The organism is Yinghuangia sp. YIM S09857, from assembly GCF_051388915.1.
In the GTDB taxonomy this organism is placed as follows: Bacteria; Actinomycetota; Actinomycetes; order Streptomycetales; family Streptomycetaceae; genus Yinghuangia.
In genome coordinates this window covers 1-15,242 of sequence record NZ_JBPKBH010000004.1, presented here as the reverse complement: position 1 = coordinate 15,242, position 15,242 = coordinate 1, and the positions used below count along the sequence as shown (strand labels likewise).

At 73.7% G+C, this 15,242-nt stretch carries 13 protein-coding genes; 7 read left to right on the top strand and 6 right to left on the bottom strand.

The annotated features are described in order from the left end of the window. Positions 1-556: ABC transporter substrate-binding protein (locus ACRX5S_RS08855; protein ID WP_436772258.1), on the bottom strand; the 556-nt coding region annotated here is incomplete at its 3' end. Between the two features lie 607 nt (positions 557-1,163). Between ACRX5S_RS08855 and ACRX5S_RS08850 the strand changes: the two genes are divergently transcribed. The 3 genes from ACRX5S_RS08850 to ACRX5S_RS08840 all read left to right on the top strand — a co-directional run bounded on the left by ACRX5S_RS08850 (position 1,164) and on the right by ACRX5S_RS08840 (position 4,375). Beyond that, positions 1,164-2,237 carry a phosphotransferase family protein gene (locus ACRX5S_RS08850; RefSeq protein ID WP_436772257.1) on the top strand — a complete coding sequence of 358 codons (1,074 nt, stop codon included), beginning with the start codon at positions 1,164-1,166 and terminating at the stop codon, positions 2,235-2,237. Between the two features lie 116 nt (positions 2,238-2,353). Further along, positions 2,354-3,625 carry a WD40 repeat domain-containing protein gene (locus ACRX5S_RS08845; RefSeq protein WP_436772256.1) on the top strand — a complete coding sequence of 424 codons (1,272 nt, stop codon included), beginning with the start codon at positions 2,354-2,356 and terminating at the stop codon, positions 3,623-3,625. Positions 3,626-3,868: 243 nt separating this feature from the next. After that, positions 3,869-4,375, top strand: coding sequence for a hypothetical protein (locus ACRX5S_RS08840; protein WP_436772255.1), 507 nt, complete (start codon positions 3,869-3,871; stop codon positions 4,373-4,375). A gap of 14 nt (positions 4,376-4,389) precedes the next feature. On the opposite strand, the gene ACRX5S_RS08835 is transcribed toward ACRX5S_RS08840, so the two are convergent. Further along, a complete protein-coding gene (locus ACRX5S_RS08835; RefSeq protein WP_436772254.1) occupies positions 4,390-5,628 on the bottom strand; it encodes an ROK family protein in 1,239 nt (412 codons plus the stop codon). A gap of 1,197 nt (positions 5,629-6,825) precedes the next feature. Here ACRX5S_RS08835 and ACRX5S_RS08830 point away from each other — a divergent pair. Together ACRX5S_RS08830 and ACRX5S_RS08825 are read left to right on the top strand one after the other, a co-directional pair. Next, positions 6,826-8,169 (top strand): outer membrane protein assembly factor BamB family protein, encoded by a 1,344-nt coding sequence (locus ACRX5S_RS08830; RefSeq protein ID WP_436772253.1) that lies wholly within the window; start codon positions 6,826-6,828, stop codon positions 8,167-8,169. A 165-nt stretch (positions 8,170-8,334) separates the two neighbouring features. Further along, on the top strand, positions 8,335-9,585 hold the full coding sequence (locus ACRX5S_RS08825; protein ID WP_436772252.1) for a serine hydrolase domain-containing protein: 1,251 nt from the start codon (positions 8,335-8,337) through the stop codon (positions 9,583-9,585). A 68-nt stretch (positions 9,586-9,653) separates the two neighbouring features. Here the strand turns inward: ACRX5S_RS08825 and ACRX5S_RS08820 are convergent, their stop codons facing one another. After that, on the bottom strand, positions 9,654-10,307 hold the full coding sequence (locus tag ACRX5S_RS08820; RefSeq protein ID WP_436772251.1) for a class I SAM-dependent methyltransferase: 654 nt from the start codon (positions 10,305-10,307) through the stop codon (positions 9,654-9,656). A gap of 97 nt (positions 10,308-10,404) precedes the next feature. Between ACRX5S_RS08820 and ACRX5S_RS08815 the strand changes: the two genes are divergently transcribed. Then, on the top strand, positions 10,405-10,827 hold the full coding sequence (locus tag ACRX5S_RS08815) for a BlaI/MecI/CopY family transcriptional regulator (protein ID WP_436772250.1): 423 nt from the start codon (positions 10,405-10,407) through the stop codon (positions 10,825-10,827). Between the two features lie 188 nt (positions 10,828-11,015). Here ACRX5S_RS08815 and ACRX5S_RS08810 read toward each other — a convergent pair whose 3' ends face one another. After that, positions 11,016-11,963, bottom strand: coding sequence for an ABC transporter permease (locus ACRX5S_RS08810; RefSeq protein ID WP_436772249.1), 948 nt, complete (start codon positions 11,961-11,963; stop codon positions 11,016-11,018). Positions 11,964-12,422: 459 nt separating this feature from the next. Between ACRX5S_RS08810 and ACRX5S_RS08805 the strand changes: the two genes are divergently transcribed. Next, on the top strand, positions 12,423-12,887 hold the full coding sequence (locus tag ACRX5S_RS08805; RefSeq protein ID WP_436772248.1) for a PPOX class F420-dependent oxidoreductase: 465 nt from the start codon (positions 12,423-12,425) through the stop codon (positions 12,885-12,887). A 124-nt stretch (positions 12,888-13,011) separates the two neighbouring features. On the opposite strand, the gene ACRX5S_RS08800 is transcribed toward ACRX5S_RS08805, so the two are convergent. Continuing rightward, complete coding sequence (locus ACRX5S_RS08800; RefSeq protein ID WP_436772247.1) at positions 13,012-14,547, bottom strand: alkaline phosphatase family protein; 1,536 nt, start codon at positions 14,545-14,547, stop codon at positions 13,012-13,014. A 379-nt stretch (positions 14,548-14,926) separates the two neighbouring features. Beyond that, positions 14,927-15,130, bottom strand: a complete 204-nt coding sequence (locus ACRX5S_RS08795; protein WP_436772246.1) for a cold-shock protein — start codon at positions 15,128-15,130, stop codon at positions 14,927-14,929. Between the last annotated feature and the right edge of the window lie 112 nt (positions 15,131-15,242).

Genomic DNA, 15,242 nt, shown 5'->3' with positions numbered 1-15,242 from the left:
CCCCCCCCGCGGTCCGGGCCAGATACTCGAACCCGTTGATGATCTCGATGTCGTACGTGGTCGCGGTGACCTGGACGACCCGCTTGCCGAGCAGCGTCGAGGCCCACGCCTGCGGCAGCGTCAACAGCCCGTCGCGCTCGATGTCGTCCTGGAGCTGGGTGACGATGGCCGAGCCGACCAACTGCGATATGCCGATCACCTTGCCGGAGATCTCGGTGTAGGCGGTACGCGCCTTCTGCGCGTCGTACGCGTGGTCCTTCGCGTCCAGCACGATCCTGCGCCCGCAGATCCCGCCGGCCGCGTTGATCTGGTCGAAGTACAACTGCTGCGCGTTGGTGACGCTCTTGCCGAGGGGCGCCTGCGGCCCGCTCAGGTCGGAGAGTTCGCCGATGCGGATCTCCGTGTCGGTGACCCCGGGCCCCGTCCTCACCTGCGCGGCACCTCCCCCGCCGGGGTCCTTCGCGTCGTCCTCGTCCTTGGCACTGCACGCGGTCACGGTCAACGCCAGCGCGGCGACGACCGCGCAGACGGCTCTGGTACCCGGGCCTGGCTTCACGAGTCTGCTCCTTGGGGCTACGTGGTGCGCGGCAGGCGGAGTCGCCGAGTTCACGGCCGATACGTTGGAACAAATCCTGTAGCTGCGTACCACGCAGAGAAGCGCACCCACCCCCCAACCGCAACCCCCTCCCGCAACTTTCCGCCCTCCCCCACCCCAACCAACAACTCCGTCCCACAGCCAGCAAGTTGGTCAACCGAGAGACCGCCGCAAGCCCGGAAAGAGCCGATCAAGGGGCTCCGCATCGAGAACACCCAGGTCGGGAAGTGGCTTAGGAAGTCTGATAGTTCGGCGATCCCGGGGACACACACCGCGAACGGCACGGTCGGTTGCGGGCGTTGCGAAACAGACCCAGGGGATGACGGGTGCTGTTCGGGGGGAAGTGGCCAAGTCCTGGGCGGCGGGATGGCCCCGGGGGTCCGACGTGGGTTTCCCGGGGGCGTGCTCTTTTGTGCGCGGTCGTGTGCGGCGCAGGCGTGTTCCCGTGTCCGGGCTCGCGCGCCGGATGGCCGGGGGTGTGGCGGGCGGACGTCGCAGGCACTACCGCGCACAGGAAGTTGGTACTAACATCCTATCGCCGTGACGACATACTAGCGAAGGGCGCTCCATGTCCCTGGAACAGTCCGCGGAACGATCCGCCCCTTCCGTGCCCGAGACCCTCGACGAACTCCTGTCCCCGACCTGGCTCACCGCGGCGCTGGCCCCGCGCTTCCCGGGCATCCGGGTCACCGGTGTGCGGCCCGGGCCGGTGGTCAGCCGGGTGGCGACGAACGCCTCGTTCCACATCGAGTGCGAGGGGGGCGTGCCCGAGGGCCTGTCACCGACCCTGTGGGGCAAGGGCTACTTCTCCGAGGTCGGACGCCAGTTCCGGCACACCGGGCGCTTCGAGGTGTCGTTCTACCGCCACCTCGCCGCGCGCAGCGGGGTGCGCACGCTGACCAGCGTGTACGCGGACGTCGACCACGAGACCGGGCACAGCGCCGTGATCACCGAGGACGTCCTGCACCAGGGCGCGGTGTTCCTGGACGCCGCCAGCGAGTACACCCCCGACCTCGCCGCCGAGAGCCTGGCGCAACTCGCCGCACTCCACGCGAGCGGCTGGGGCGACCCGACCGTCGGCACCGCCGAGTGGCTGGCCCCGCGCCTCGTCTCCTACACCGGGCACCGCGGCGTGCGGGAGATCCGGCAGAACTTCGAGAGCACCGTGGGCGCCGGCGTCCCGGTGGAAGTCCGAAACGCCGACCGGCTGTTCGCGGCGTACGAGGACGTCATCACCGGCACCGCCGACGCCGAGCCCTGGACCGTCGTGCACGGCGACACCCACGTCGGCAACCTGTACCTCGACGGCGCGGGGCAGCCGGCGTTCGTGGACTGGCAGCTCGTCCAGCGCGGCCCGTGGTACCTCGACGTCGGCTACCACATCGCGTCCGTGCTGACCGTCGAGGACCGCCGCCGCACCGAGAAGGACCTGCTGCGGCACTACCTGGACCGCCTCGCCGCCGCCGGGGTGGACGCGCCGAAGTGGGACGAGGCATGGGACGGCCTCCGGCACGGCATCGTCCACGGCTTCTACCTGTGGGGCATCACGCTCAAGGTCGACCCGGCCATCACCGCCACCCTGCTGGAACGCCTCGGGACGGCCGCCGCCGACCACGAGGTGTTCGCCGCTACGCCACGGTAGGCGCGGTCGGTTCGGCGTAACCGGGCCGCACCGACGCCGGGGCGTCCTTCGCGTCCCCTCCCCGCCTCGGCACCCGAGCCGTCGGCACCACCCTCGCGGCGCGCGAGGAACGCGCCGTGCTGACCGGGCACGCGGGCGCGGTGCGGTCGTGCGCGCTCTCGTCCGACGGCGCGGTGCTCGCGACCGCCGGCGAAGACGGCACGGTTCGGCTCACGGACGTGCCCACAGGCGCGCTCCTGCGCGAACTGCGCGGCCACACCGCACCGGTGGCGTCCTGCGCCTTCTCCCCGGACGGCGCCCTCATGGCCTCTGCGGGGCACGACCTCACCACGCGCATCTGGGACCGGGCCACCGGCGAGGCCCGGGCCGTGCTCGCCAACGCCCAGGCGGCCACGTCGTGCGAGTTCTCGCCCGACGGCAGCGCGCTGGGGGTCGCCGACCACGACTGGGACGTGGTGGTCTGGCAGGCCGAGGTCATCTCGCGCCCCACCTCGCACCGCCTCCAGTGGGAGTACGCCCGCGCGTTCGCCCCCGACGGCGCCGCCCTTGCGACGGCGGGATACGACCGCGTCGTCCGCCTCTGGGAGTTGGGCACGGGCGAGCTGCGGCACACATTCCAAGGCCACACCGACACCGTCTCCGGCGTCGGCTACTCGCCGGACAGGCGCCTGCCGGCCACCGCGAGCCACGACGGGACCGTCCGGATCTGGGACGCCGCCACGGCCGCCACCCGCGCCGTCCTGACCGGGCACACCGACGCGGTCGCCGACCTCGCGTTCGCCCCGGACCGCCTCCGGCTCGTCTCCGCGGGGCACGACGACACCCTGCGGATCTGGGACGCGGAGACCGGCGCTCTCGTGCACACCCTGCGCGGGCACACCGGCGCGGTGGCGGCCTGCGCGTACTCCCCGGACGGCACGCTCATCGCGTCCGCGAGCCACGACCACACCGTGCGGGTCTGGGACGCCGCGACCGGCGCCGAACTGCGCACCCTCACCGGCCACACCGACCTCGTCAGCGGATGCGCCTTCTCCGCGGACGGGACGCTCATCGCCTCCGCGAGCCACGACCGCACGTGCCGCGTCTGGGAGACCGCGTCGGGCACCCCGCACGCGACACTGCCCCGGCACACCAACGGCATCGCCGACTGCGCCTTCGGGCCGGACGGCACCGTGGCCACTACCGACCTGCACGACTGCTGCGTCCGGCTGTGGCGCATCGGTGGCGGCGAACCGCTGTGCGGACTAAGGGTTTTGAAGCCGTTTTCTGCGGCTCGCCTGGCATCCGGAACGGCCGGTCCTGGCGGCGGTCGGCGAGTCCGGGGGGTACCTGTTCGGCTTCCAGCGGGAGGAGGGGGCGTGCGATGTTTGACCCCGGGCCGCACGTGAGCTGCTATGTCGCCCTGGACGGCGAGGAGTTCACCGGCGTGCGCTGCGTCCTGTTCGCCAACTTCGTCCACCATCCGGAGGCGCCGGGCGTGGCCTTCGTCTGGTACGCCGAAGGGGACGGACCGGCAGGCCCCTACCGGCAGTTCGGCGAGGCATTCCAACGTGGCGGCCCGGAGGGGGAGTTGGTGGCACACGCCGCACCGATCACCGGAAACGGCGAACAGGCGGGGATTTTTTGCGCACTTGCGGGTCCATGCCGAGCCCGGGCCCACGGTGCCGGGCGAGTTGTCGCTGACCGGCGACGCGTGCGAGCGCTGGGTGCTCATCCCCGGCGGGGCCGTCCCGCACTACCGGCCGCTGCCGCGCCACATCGAGCGCACCGGTCCGGCGATGAACGAGTACGCGGTGCGCAGCGACCACGGCACCCCTGGCTTCGGTGTCCGCGCCACGCTGAGCAGCGGCAGTTGGCTCGGCGCGGGGCGCTGGCTGGATCGCACGTACCTTCACCTGGGCACCTATTTGCGGGACGAGAGCGGCCTGATCCGGTACGGCGCGGCAGACATCCTCGGCGCCAACTACTACTGCGGCAACGTCCCTTGGGGCGACTTCGCGGTACGCGCGGATCCGCCCGGCCGCCGGTTCACGGGGGCGTGGTCGGAGCGCTGGTACCCGCGGCACGCGGCCGAGGGGTGGCGGCCGGAGGCAGCGGTGGCGGATCTCGTGGACTTCCCCGAGGAGGCGGCGGGGTAATCGGCAGCGTCGGGTCACCCTGGACGCTGTTGCCGCGCCACCGCGAACGGGTCGGCGAAGACCCGGGCGACGACCTCGCCGGCCGCGCCCAGCACGGCGCCGTCCTCGACCTGCGACGTACGCAGCACGGGACTTCGGCCTCGGAGCCGGCCGCCGCCCGCGTCCAGGGCCTCGGCGATGTGCGGGGACAGCCACGGGGCCAGGCGCGCGTGCAAGCCGCCGAGGACGATGGACTCCGGGTCGAACAGGTTCGCGGCGGCGACAAGGGCGGTGCCGAGGCCCCGGCCGGCCTCGCGGGCCGCGTCGAGGGCGCGCCGGTCCCCGGCTTCCAGGCGGCGGACGAGTTCGGCCGCCCCGGCGCCGAGTTGCCGGTCGAGCGCCACGGCGTCCGAGTCCGGCCGGACCGCCGCGCGGATCCCGGCGGCGGCGAGCAGCGCGTCCAGCCCGGCGACCTGTTCCAGGCAGCCGCGCCCGCCGCAGCGGCACGGCGGCCCGTCGGGGGCGACGATGACGTGGCCCAGTTCCCCGGCCGCGCCGTGGGCGCCGCGGAAGAGCGTGCCGGAGACGACGATTCCGGCGCCGATGCCGGTGTCGCTGGAGACGTGGATGTAGTCCCCGAGTTCGGGGCCCGCACCGAACCACAGTTCGGCGAGCGCGGCGAGATTGGCCTCGTTGTCGACGGCGATCGGGAGGGGGCGGACCGGCAGCGCGGCGGCGAGGAGTTCGGCGGCCGGGAGCGCGTCCCAGCCGAGGTTCGGGGCGTTGACCCGGACGCCGTCGATGACCCCCGGGACCGCGACGGTCGTCCCGGCGAGGACGAACCCGGCGCGTCGGGCCTGCCGGGTGACCGAGCGGGCCAGGGAGGCGAGGGCCGCGACGGTGTCCCCGGGTGAGCCGTCGGCGCCGGTGCGGGCGACGGTCCGCCGGATGCGTACCCGGCGGCTCAGGTCGACGACACACGCGGACAGGTAGCCGACGTTGATCTCCAGGCCCAGCCCGGCAATGGGGCCGGACGCCACGGAGACCGGCGCGCCGGGCCGCCCCCGGCCCTCCGGCACCGGTTCCGCGGCACTGACGATGCCGAGGTCGGTCAGCGCCGCGACCTGGGCGGACACCGTGGTCTTCGTCAGGCCGGTGAGCTCCGCGAGCCTCGCCCGGGTCACCGGCTGGCTGCGGGCGATCGCCGCCAGGACCAGGGCCAGGTTGCGTTCGCGCATCCCCGCGACATCCGCGGGGCCGTTCGGCGTGCTCATGCGCGGATCCTCTCACCCCCACCCCGCCCCGCACGCGGGGGCGCGGAGCAGGGGGCGGGCGCGGCCGGGCACGGGGCGGGGGACGGGCGCGGGGCAGGCCGGGCCCGGGCAGGGGGCACCGGCGAGCGCAGGGCAGGGTGCGGGCACGGGCGGGCGCGGTGGGGGGCACGCGCGGGGCGGGGGCAGGCGCAGGGCAGGCCGGCAGCGGCCGGGCGCGGGGCGGGGCGGGCACGGGCGGGCCCAGGGTGGGGCGCACGCGCGGCCGGGCACGGGGCGGGGCAGGCGCGGGGCAAGGCATGGCGGGCACGGGGGGGCACGGGTGGGGGGCACGCGCGGGGCGGGGGCAGGCGCAGGGCAGGCCGGCAGCGGCCGGGCGCGGGGCGGGGCGGGCACGGGCGGGCCCAGGGTGGGGCGCACGCGCGGCCGGGCACGGGGCGGGGCAGGCGCGGGGCAAGGCATGGCGGGCACGGGGGGGCACGGGTGGGAGGCACGCGCGGGCGGGCGCGAGGCGGGGGACGGGCGCGGGGCAGGCCGGGCCCGGGCAGGGGGCACCGGCGAGCGCAGGGCAGGGCGCGGGCCCTGGGCAGGGCACGGGCGGGGGCAAGCGCGGGGCAAGGCGGGCGCGGCTGGGCGCCGGGGGGCGGGCACGGGCGGGCCCGGGTGGGAGGCACGCGCGGCCGGGCGCGGGGCGGGGGCAGGCGCGGGGCAGGCCGGCCGCGGCCGGGCGCGGGGCGGGGCGGGCACGGGCGGGCCCAGGGTGGGGCGCACGCGCGGCCGGGCACGGGGCGGGGCAGGCCGGGCCCGGGGCAGGGCGGGGGCACGGGGCGGGGGCAAGCGCGGGGCAAGGCGGGCGCGGCCGGGCGCAGGGCGGGGCGGGCCCGGGACAGGCGGGGGGGGCAGGGGGCGGTGCGGGGGCACGCGCGGGCGGGCTCGCGGCAGGGGGCACGGGCGGGCGCCGGGGCGGTGCGGGGGCGAGGCCACCCTGAGGGCGACGCGCGGCGGGGGCCACCGATCTGCCGACGCGGTGGCGCGCCCGGGTCTTCCGCGGCCGCCGAGGGAATTCCGTCGGCGAGGGATATCCGTCGTTCTCGCGCCGATTCCGATTTCGGCGGAACGCCGCCGAGTTTCCCCACGTCCATTTCCGCAACGCCCAAATCGGGGAATCCACCGGGCCGTTGGGCCCAGGGAGGGGCTGGAATGCGGGGAATTCTCAGACTGGGCGGCATCGCCGCCGCAATTGGATTGATGGTGTCCACCGCCGCGTGCAGCGGCGACGGTTCGTTGCCCGACCCCACGCCCACGACCGCGGCCTCGGGGCCGACGAAACCGGCGGACGCCCTGCCCGAGGCGTGGTCCGCGCCCACGCCCGACAGAATCGCGTCAGTCGGGACCATCACGTCCGATCCCGGCGTGGTGCTCGCAGCGCTGACGGACCAGACCGTGGTCGCGTACACGGCCGATTCGGGCAAAGAGGCATGGCGCCTGCAACTCCCGGTCGGCGCGAAGCGCTGCGGCTTCCCGGACGCCGACGCCGCCACGGCGGCGGGCCTCGCGGTCGTGGTCTTCTCGCCGGTAGAGGGCACCGCCTGTACGTCGGCCGGAGTTGTCGACACACGCACCGGAGCACTGCTGTGGCACCAGGACTTCCGCGACCAGATGGCATACGCGCGCAACGTCCGGGCCAGTCTCGGCCCCACCGTGCTCACCGTCGAACTGCCCTGCGGCGACCTGCGGCGCTTCGACGCCACATCCCAGAAGGTGTTGCCGACGTTCCTCACCCCCGACCGGGCGTGCGCGCACTCGGTCGCCCACAACGGGCGCTATGTGGCCGTGATCAACTCGCCCGACGACGGGTCGCCCGAGATCGCCCCCGGGTGGATCGCACCCGGCGGCAAGCGGATGGCGGAGTTCGCGCTGTACGACGCGGAGACCGGCGGCAAGCTCTGGGGCCGGCCGGTGGAGGACCGCGACGGGCTGGAGGTGTTCGACGTGGTCTCCTCGGAGCCACTGGCACTGGACATGGAGATCGAACTGAAGCGCACAATCCGGATGTTCGACGCCCAGGGCAACGAGGTCCGGCTCCCGGGCGACGAGCATCGCCTGTCCCGGGACACGGCGAGCGTCGGGCAGAACGCCGGCGGCGTGTGGTTGGAGAACTTCGCTCCGCGGGCGCCGCTCAATTACAACGTCAGGGCGGTGGATCTGAAGACCGGTGACGAGGTGTACGAGTGGCAGCTCGACCCGTCCAAGGGCCCCGACCACATCGTCGGCGTGTCCGACGGCCGCATCGTGACATCCCAGATCAAGCCCTTCAAGATGACGTACGACAAGCCCTCCTACGCCGAGGCGCGCATCGTCGCGTACGACACGCGCACCGGCACCCGGACGGAGCTGGGCCAGGTCGACCTGACCCGCCGCCCGGAGAAGCCCGGCGAGTCCTACCTCAACCACCAGATCCTGGCCGTCGACGACAACTACGTCTATCTGACGCGCTACACGGACACCAGCACCGAGTTCGTGGCCTTGAGACTCCCCGGGTGACGGTGTCCCCGTGCCTCTTGCCGGGGACCCGCGCACCGCAGCATCCCCCGCATCGGGGAGGTGCCGGTTCGCTCACGGGCGTGACGACGCCGACACGCGAACTGCCTAGCGTTCTGGGCGGGACGCGGAAGTACCGCGTCGGCCACTCGGCAACTCGGGGAATCCATGCCGCACATGAAGCAGGGCGCGCGTCAGCGCGCCGTCAAGTACCTTGCCCTCGCGGTGGTTTCGCTGACGGTGACACTGTCCGCGTGCTCCGGAACGGACGACAAGACCGCGGACTCTCCCCCGGGCACGACGCCCGGCTCGCCGTCGGTGCCGCCCACGGCCCCGTCAACGGGGGCGGTGCCGTCCGCGGCGCCCTCCCTGCCGGAACCCGTGCCCTCCTCCGAACAGGCCGCCGCCGTCGCGCGGTTCCTTGCGGAGAACTGGCCGGACGGGGCCGGGGGAACCGTCGCCACCGCCCGGAACGGCGCGCTCGTGAGCTGCCAGGGCCTGGGCCGGGCCGACGCGTCCGCCGGGCGGGCCGCGGACTGCGACACCGTCTACGACATCGGATCGATCACGAAGTCCTTTACCGCAGCCGCCATTTTGCGACTGGAGATGACCGGCGCACTGCGGGTCACCGACCCCATCGGCAGCCACCTGGACGCGGTTCCCGCCGACAAGCGGGCCGTCACCATCCACCACCTCCTCACTCATACCTCCGGGCTGCCCGAAAGCATCGGCGACGACTACGAGCCCTTGAGCAGGGACGCGATGCTGGCCCGTGCCCTGGCCGCGCCGCTCGACGCGGCTCCGGGGCGGGAGTACGCGTACTCGAACACCGGCTACTCGGTGCTCGCCGCCGTCGTCGAGAAGGCGTCCGGCATGCCGTACGGCGACTACCTGGCCCGCAACCTCTTCGGTCCGGCCGGGATGACGCGCACGGGGTACGTGCTGCCGGACCCCGTGCGCGGCGACGTCGCGGTCGAGTACGACGAGCACGGAGCGCCGCAGGGAAGGCCGTTCGACCACCCTCGGGCGCCGGACGGGCCGTACTGGAACCTGCGCGGCAACGGCGGCCTGCTGTCGACCGCCCGCGACATGTTCCGCTGGTACCGCGCGCTGGAGGGCGACATCGTCCTCGACGCTGCGGCGAAGGCCAAGATGTTCACCCCGCATGTGCCCGAGGGCGACGGCTCGCCCAGCTCCTACGGCTACGGTCTGACCGTCTTCCCCACCGACAACGGGCCGCTGATCACGCACGACGGCGGCAACGACTGGTCGTTCGCCCGCTTCGCCGCACGCCCGTCCGACCGCACAATGGTCTTCTGGGCCACCAACACCGCGGCGCGCGACGGGAAATGGAGCCTCGAAGACCTGGACGCCGAGCTGTCGACGGGACTTCTCGACCTGGCCTCGGCGGAGTCCTGACGGGATGCCGCATGACAGGACGCCGCATGGCTGCGGACGGCACGCCGCCAACTGGCCAATGTGCGAGGCTAGTCCGCGGTCCGCCGGCCGGTTCCGGCCACGAGGGGGGCCGACGGGTCGGCCTTGGGGGTGCCGCCGATCATCCGGACGTCCTCGACGGCGAACCCGGCGTCCCGGAGCGTCCGCACGGTGTCCCGGGTGAGGTGGCAGCCGGCGAACACCCGGCTCCACAGCGGGTCCAGGCGCTCCTGGCGCCTGCGCCGCCGGGGCTCCGAGGCCGCGACGTGCTCCAGGAAGACGAGTCGGCCGCCGGGCCGCAGGACGCGCCGCATCTCGGCGGCGGCCCGCTCCGGATCGGCGACGGAGCACAGCACGAGTGTCACGACGACGGCATCGAACGACCCGTCGGAGAAGGGCAGTTCCTCGGCCGGTGCGGAAACCACCTCCACGGGCACGGGGCATCGGCGCAGCCGCGGGGCCAGGTAGCGGCGCATGGCGGCGTCGGGCTCGGTGAGGACCACCCGGCTCGCCCGGTGGTAGTGCGGCAGGTTCGCCCCGGTGCCCGCACCGATCTCCAACACCTCGCCGTCCACGTCGGCGAGCAGTTCGGCGCGGACCGCGGCGAGCCAGCGCTTCTCGACGAAGTCGTTGCAGCGGCGGTAGAAGGCCGCGAACCAGCGGTGGCTGCGGGCGGCGGGGGCGGGCGCGGGCGCCGGGGGCATGGGCGGGCCTCCTGGAGTGGGCGGCGAACGGCTGCTACGGGACGGTAGTAGCCGCGGCCTCTCCTGTCTACGACGGGCGCGTAGTAGATTGCCGGGCATGTCCCCCCGCGACCCCGCTCCCCCGCTGTTCGGCCTCGGCCCGCTCGAACAGGACGTCATGGCCGTCCTGTGGAGCGCGGACGGCCCGCTCCCGGTCCGCGACGTCCTCGACGCCCTGAACGACCGGCGCGACGCGCCGCTGGCGTACACGACGGTGATGACGGTGCTGGTGCGGCTCGCGGACAAGGGTGCGGCCACCCGCGGCCGGGTGGGCCGGGGCTACGCGTACGCCGCCTCCGTACCCGACCAGGCGGCGCTGGCGGTGCGCGCTGTGCTGCGCGACTTCGGGGACGCCGCCATCGCGCACTTCGTCGACCACGCGGCGCGCGACCCCGAGATCCTGGCCCGGCTCGAACGCCTCGTCGGCGCGCGGACCGCCGATCCGCCGAGGCCGCCGAGGGGTGCCGACCGCGCGCAGTAGGGCCGCACTCGCCGTGATCACCTCGGCCCCGGCACACTTCGTGGCCGCTGCGGCATCCGACCGCGGTCGGCTGATCGTGCTGCTCGCGCTGTCGGCCGCGGTCCCGAGCCTCCTCGCGCGTGCGTCTCCCGTACGAGGAGTGCCGCCCTGCTCCGCACCACCCGCCGCGTGCACTGCCCCGGCTCGACTCAGACGTCGCGCGACTTGATGAGCACGCCCGCACCGACCAGTGCCGCTGCGGCGTAGCAGGCCATCACGATCATGCCGGGCCATGGACCGACGCCGCCGTTCATGCCGCCCTCCACGTCGCCGTAGGGTGCCACCATTTTGGTCAGCAGCGCCGTGGGCGAGTAGCCGACCACCCAGTCGCCGACCTTGCCGGGGATGAACCGCCCGAAAATCGTCGGTACGAGAACACCGGCAAGGACTGTGGTGACGGCCCCGGCCGAGTGCCGCAGCATGGTGCCGATGCCCAGGCTGAGGAGGCCGAGCAGGGCCAGGTAGGTCGCCGTGCCGAGGACGCCCTTGACGATCTCCCGGTTCGTGGACTCGGCGGCCACGTCGCGCGAGAACATCCCGTCGGCAACGAGAAAGGCCAGGTAACACGCCACCAGGCCGACGCCGAACATGAGGATGCCGAAGACCACGGCCTTGGCGGCGAGCACGGAGATGCGGCGCGGGTACGCGGTCATGGTCGAGCGGATCATGCCGGTCGTGTACTCGGCCGAGATGGTGAGCACGCCGAGGGTGGCCGCCGCGATCTGCGCGACCACGGCGCCCGCCAGTGCGAGCGACACGGTCGGATCCTTGCCCTCGTCGTCCGGGGTGTCGATGGTCGCGCCGAGCAGCGCGGCCATGCCGACGATGAGCACCACCATCACGATCAGCGACCACATGGTGGAGCGGACCGTGCGGATCTTCGTCCACTCGGACCGCAACATGCGCGTGAAGTGCAGTCCGGTGACGGGCTCTTGCCCGTACAGACCCGGCACGACGAGGCTTTGCTGTTGGTCGGCGCCGTGCGAACCCCGGGCGTTCGACCGCCTGTTCGCGGACGAGGTGTGCGTGTGGCCGTCGGCTTCGGCACCTGGGGCCGCATCCGCGGGCGGCGCCGGCTTGGAAGTGGGGATGGCCATGGCTCAGGCCTCGCTTCCGCGGGTAGGGGCGTGCGGGGCCGGAGTCTGCCGGGCCGGGGTCTGCCGGCCTGGGGCCTGCTGAGCCGGGGCCTGGTGGCCCGAGGCCTGCTGCGTCATCGCGTCCTCGTCGGGCATCGGCGGGTCAAGGGACGAAGAGCCGCGACGCCGGACATGTGTCCGGCGTCGTCGCCCTCAACTCTGGAGAACGCCCGGGATCGGCGCCTCTGCCTGGAGAGCTGGTCCGCCGACCTTCCCAGGACCGAGACGGGCCCGCCGCGTCGTCCTTGCGATGTAAGGGACCACCCCGACCCACCGCGCACTTGCTCCTCGCCGGGCGCGAGCGGGCCGGCGCGGCAGTGACCTCGCCGCGCGGGTCGGCGGGATCGGTGGACTGCTGCGGCATAGCCTGCTCTGCGGCAGTACCCCGTTGATCTCCGAGCACGGAAGGCCGACCCGATCATGAGCCGTCCCATCGCCACCAATACGTCCGTCGACCTGGCGGCGCTGCTGGACTTCGTCCGCCCCCGCCACCGCGCGCTGCTGATCACCCGTCGGGCCGACGGATCGCCGCAGGCGTCGCCGCTCACGTGTGGCGTGGACGACTCGGGGCGCGTGGTGATGTCGACGTATCCGGAGCGCGCCAAGACCCGGAACGCGCGCCGGGATTCCGCGGTCGGCGTGGTCGTGCTGTCCGACGAGTGGAACGGGCCGTGGGTGCAGATCGACGGCGAGGCGGAGGTCATCGACGCGCCGGAGTCGGTGGAACCACTCGTGGAGTACTTCCGCAACATCTCCGGTGAACACCCCGACTGGGACGAGTACCGGGCCGCGATGGTGGCCCAGGGCAAGTCCATCATCCGGGTCACGCCCACGCGGTGGGGACCGATCGCCACCGGCGGGTTCCCGGCGCGACTGGCCGACTGAACACGTCCGTCGCGCGACATCGGAGCAGGCGAACGGCGGCCGCCCGGTGGCAGGTTCCGAGCGGCCGCCCGGTGGCAGGTTCCGAGCGGCCGCCGCGTTCAGGTGCGCGCCGGTCGGACGCCTGTCAGGCCGTGTTCCACCACCGGCGGACCATCGGGCTCGGCGTCAGGTCGTACCCGAGCCCGTCGAACGCGCCCGCCTCGTACATCAGTTCCACATCATGCTTGTACGCCTCCGCCGGTACCGGAGCAGCCGCGTCCGCCTGCGCGCGGGCGGCCGCCGCGCCGTGCCCCATCGGCGGGTCGCACGGCGGCGACGGGTCCGCGACCGGGACCGACAGGTCGAAGCCGGGGTCGGGGGCCGCGGTGGTGACCAGGCTCGTGCCCAGGTTCGCGGCGTACCGGTTCCGCCGGGACAACGCCCACGGCGCCGCGCCCCGCCCGGGACCGTGCGCCGGCGCACCGAGGAACCGCCATTGCAGGAAACGCAGTACGGACGTGTGGTCGTAGACGGTGTGGTCGACCGCGCCGGGCCGGGCGTACGGCGACGCCACAATCGTGGGCACCCGGAACCCCGCCTGCGCGAAGTTGTCCGCGTCGACGCGCGAGGTCCGGTCGTCCGGGAGGCGCGCCGGGGGCACGTGGTCGAAGAAGCCGCCCCATTCGTCGTACGTCAGCACGAACAGTCCGTTCGCCCAGTGCGTGGAGCGCGCGAAGGCCCCGAACACGTCGCGGGCGAACCGCTCGCCCGCGCGGATGTCGCCGCCGGGATGGTTGTCGGTGCGGCTGTCGGACAGGAACCCCGGGTCGACGAAGGACACTTGGGGCAGGGATCCGGTGCGGCAGTCCTCGAAGAACGCCTCGATCTTGCGGGCCTTGGGCACGAGCCGGGAGCCGAACAAGAAGGTCATGGGTACGTCGGTGTAGTAATAGCGCGCGCTGACCCCCACGGTTTCGAGCTGGTCCCAGATCGTCACCGCCTCATAGCCCTCGGGCGGCGGCGTGTCGTTGGCCTTGTGCCCGCCCGATCCGCCCGCGTGCAGGTAGGAGCGGTTGACCAGGGTCGGGCCCATCAGCGACGCGAACGACCGGTCGCAGACCGTGAAGCGGCGGGCGAGCCGGGAGGTGAAGGGCAGGTCGTCGGGGCCGAAGCAGCCCAGCGCGTACCCGTCGTTGCCGCTGCCCTCCGCGACGAACCCCCGGTCGCGCTGGACGCGCCCCTCGTCCCAGCCCTGCCCCGGCACGACGTGCCCGCAGCCGCGGTACGGGTTGCTCTCGGCCGGCGTCCCCACCAGCGGGTACGTGTGCCACCACCGGCCGTCCGGGCCGCGGTACGCCTGCCGCTGGTCGCCGTCGACGCGGAAGCGCCCGCCGTACCGCCGCCGCCCGGCGCGCAGGTACGCCTCGTCGCGGGCAAGCCAGCCGAGCCAGTGGTCGAAGGACCGGTTCTCCAGCATGAGCACCACGACGTGGGTGATCGGCGAGCGTGAGGCCGGGAGGTCGAGCACGGGCTGTGCCGCGGGGTGGCGTCCGACGTGGTCACCCTCGTGATCACCGCCGACGCCGCCTCGTGCGGCCGCGGGGGCCGCGCCGAGCGAGCTGCCGAGCGCGGCGCCCGATGCCGCACCCGCTCCCAGGATGAACTTCCTTCTCTCGATCATGAGTTGCCGCCCTGTGCCGGGGCCGCGCCGGGCGCGGCCGTCGTCGCCCGGCGCGCACCGGCCACCACGGGCCGCACACCGGAACGCTGCCTGGAACGGCGGGGGACGCGTACCCGACAGACCCCGCGAGGAGCAGAGGCACCGAGGACGGCGGCACCCCACGAGCACGAGGGACCACACGGCCCGGACGGGGGGACGGGGACCTCGCGCCGCAAAGCCTCGCAGCGGCCGTCAGCGGCCGGCAACCGGGTCGGCCAGACCGGGAAGGCATGGCGGAGGAGGTTTGGCAGGACGCCGACGCGGCACAGCGGCGCGGCCCGCCCGGAGGGTGAGCCGCGCCACCGCGTGAGCGCCGGTGTCGGGGGAACCCCTGGAACCCCTAGATCGCGTGGACCTGCTGGGCCTGCGGGCCGCGCTGGCCCTGGCCGATCTCGAACTCGACCCGCTGCCCCTCGTCCAGGCTGCGGTAGCCGTTGCCCTGGATCTCCGAGTAGTGCACGAACACGTCGGGGCCGCCGCCGTCCTGTTCGATGAACCCGAAGCCCTTCTCCGCGTTGAACCACTTCACACTGCCCTGAGCCATCTCGCCATCCCTGGTGCCGCGGCCGCGACCGGAGCGTCGCGGACCGCCACGATCGTCCCAGGATTTCCCGATCGATCCCCGCGCCCACCGCGTCACGACACGCCCAGTCGCC

Bases quoted from the DNA above. Each gene is read 5' to 3' on its own strand.
- ACRX5S_RS08805 (WP_436772248.1), top strand. From the start codon at position 12,423: ATGAGCCGTCCCATCGCCACCAATACGTCCGTCGACCTGGCGGCGCTG.
- ACRX5S_RS08820 (WP_436772251.1), bottom strand. From the start codon at position 10,307: ATGCCCCCGGCGCCCGCGCCCGCCCCCGCCGCCCGCAGCCACCGCTGG.
- ACRX5S_RS08835 (WP_436772254.1), bottom strand. From the start codon at position 5,628: ATGAGCACGCCGAACGGCCCCGCGGATGTCGCGGGGATGCGCGAACGC.
- ACRX5S_RS08810 (WP_436772249.1), bottom strand. From the start codon at position 11,963: ATGGCCATCCCCACTTCCAAGCCGGCGCCGCCCGCGGATGCGGCCCCA.
- ACRX5S_RS08795 (WP_436772246.1), bottom strand. From the start codon at position 15,130: ATGGCTCAGGGCAGTGTGAAGTGGTTCAACGCGGAGAAGGGCTTCGGG.
- ACRX5S_RS08815 (WP_436772250.1), top strand. From the start codon at position 10,405: ATGTCCCCCCGCGACCCCGCTCCCCCGCTGTTCGGCCTCGGCCCGCTC.
- ACRX5S_RS08800 (WP_436772247.1), bottom strand. From the start codon at position 14,547: ATGATCGAGAGAAGGAAGTTCATCCTGGGAGCGGGTGCGGCATCGGGC.
- ACRX5S_RS08825 (WP_436772252.1), top strand. From the start codon at position 8,335: ATGCCGCACATGAAGCAGGGCGCGCGTCAGCGCGCCGTCAAGTACCTT.
- ACRX5S_RS08830 (WP_436772253.1), top strand. From the start codon at position 6,826: ATGCGGGGAATTCTCAGACTGGGCGGCATCGCCGCCGCAATTGGATTG.
- ACRX5S_RS08850 (WP_436772257.1), top strand. From the start codon at position 1,164: ATGTCCCTGGAACAGTCCGCGGAACGATCCGCCCCTTCCGTGCCCGAG.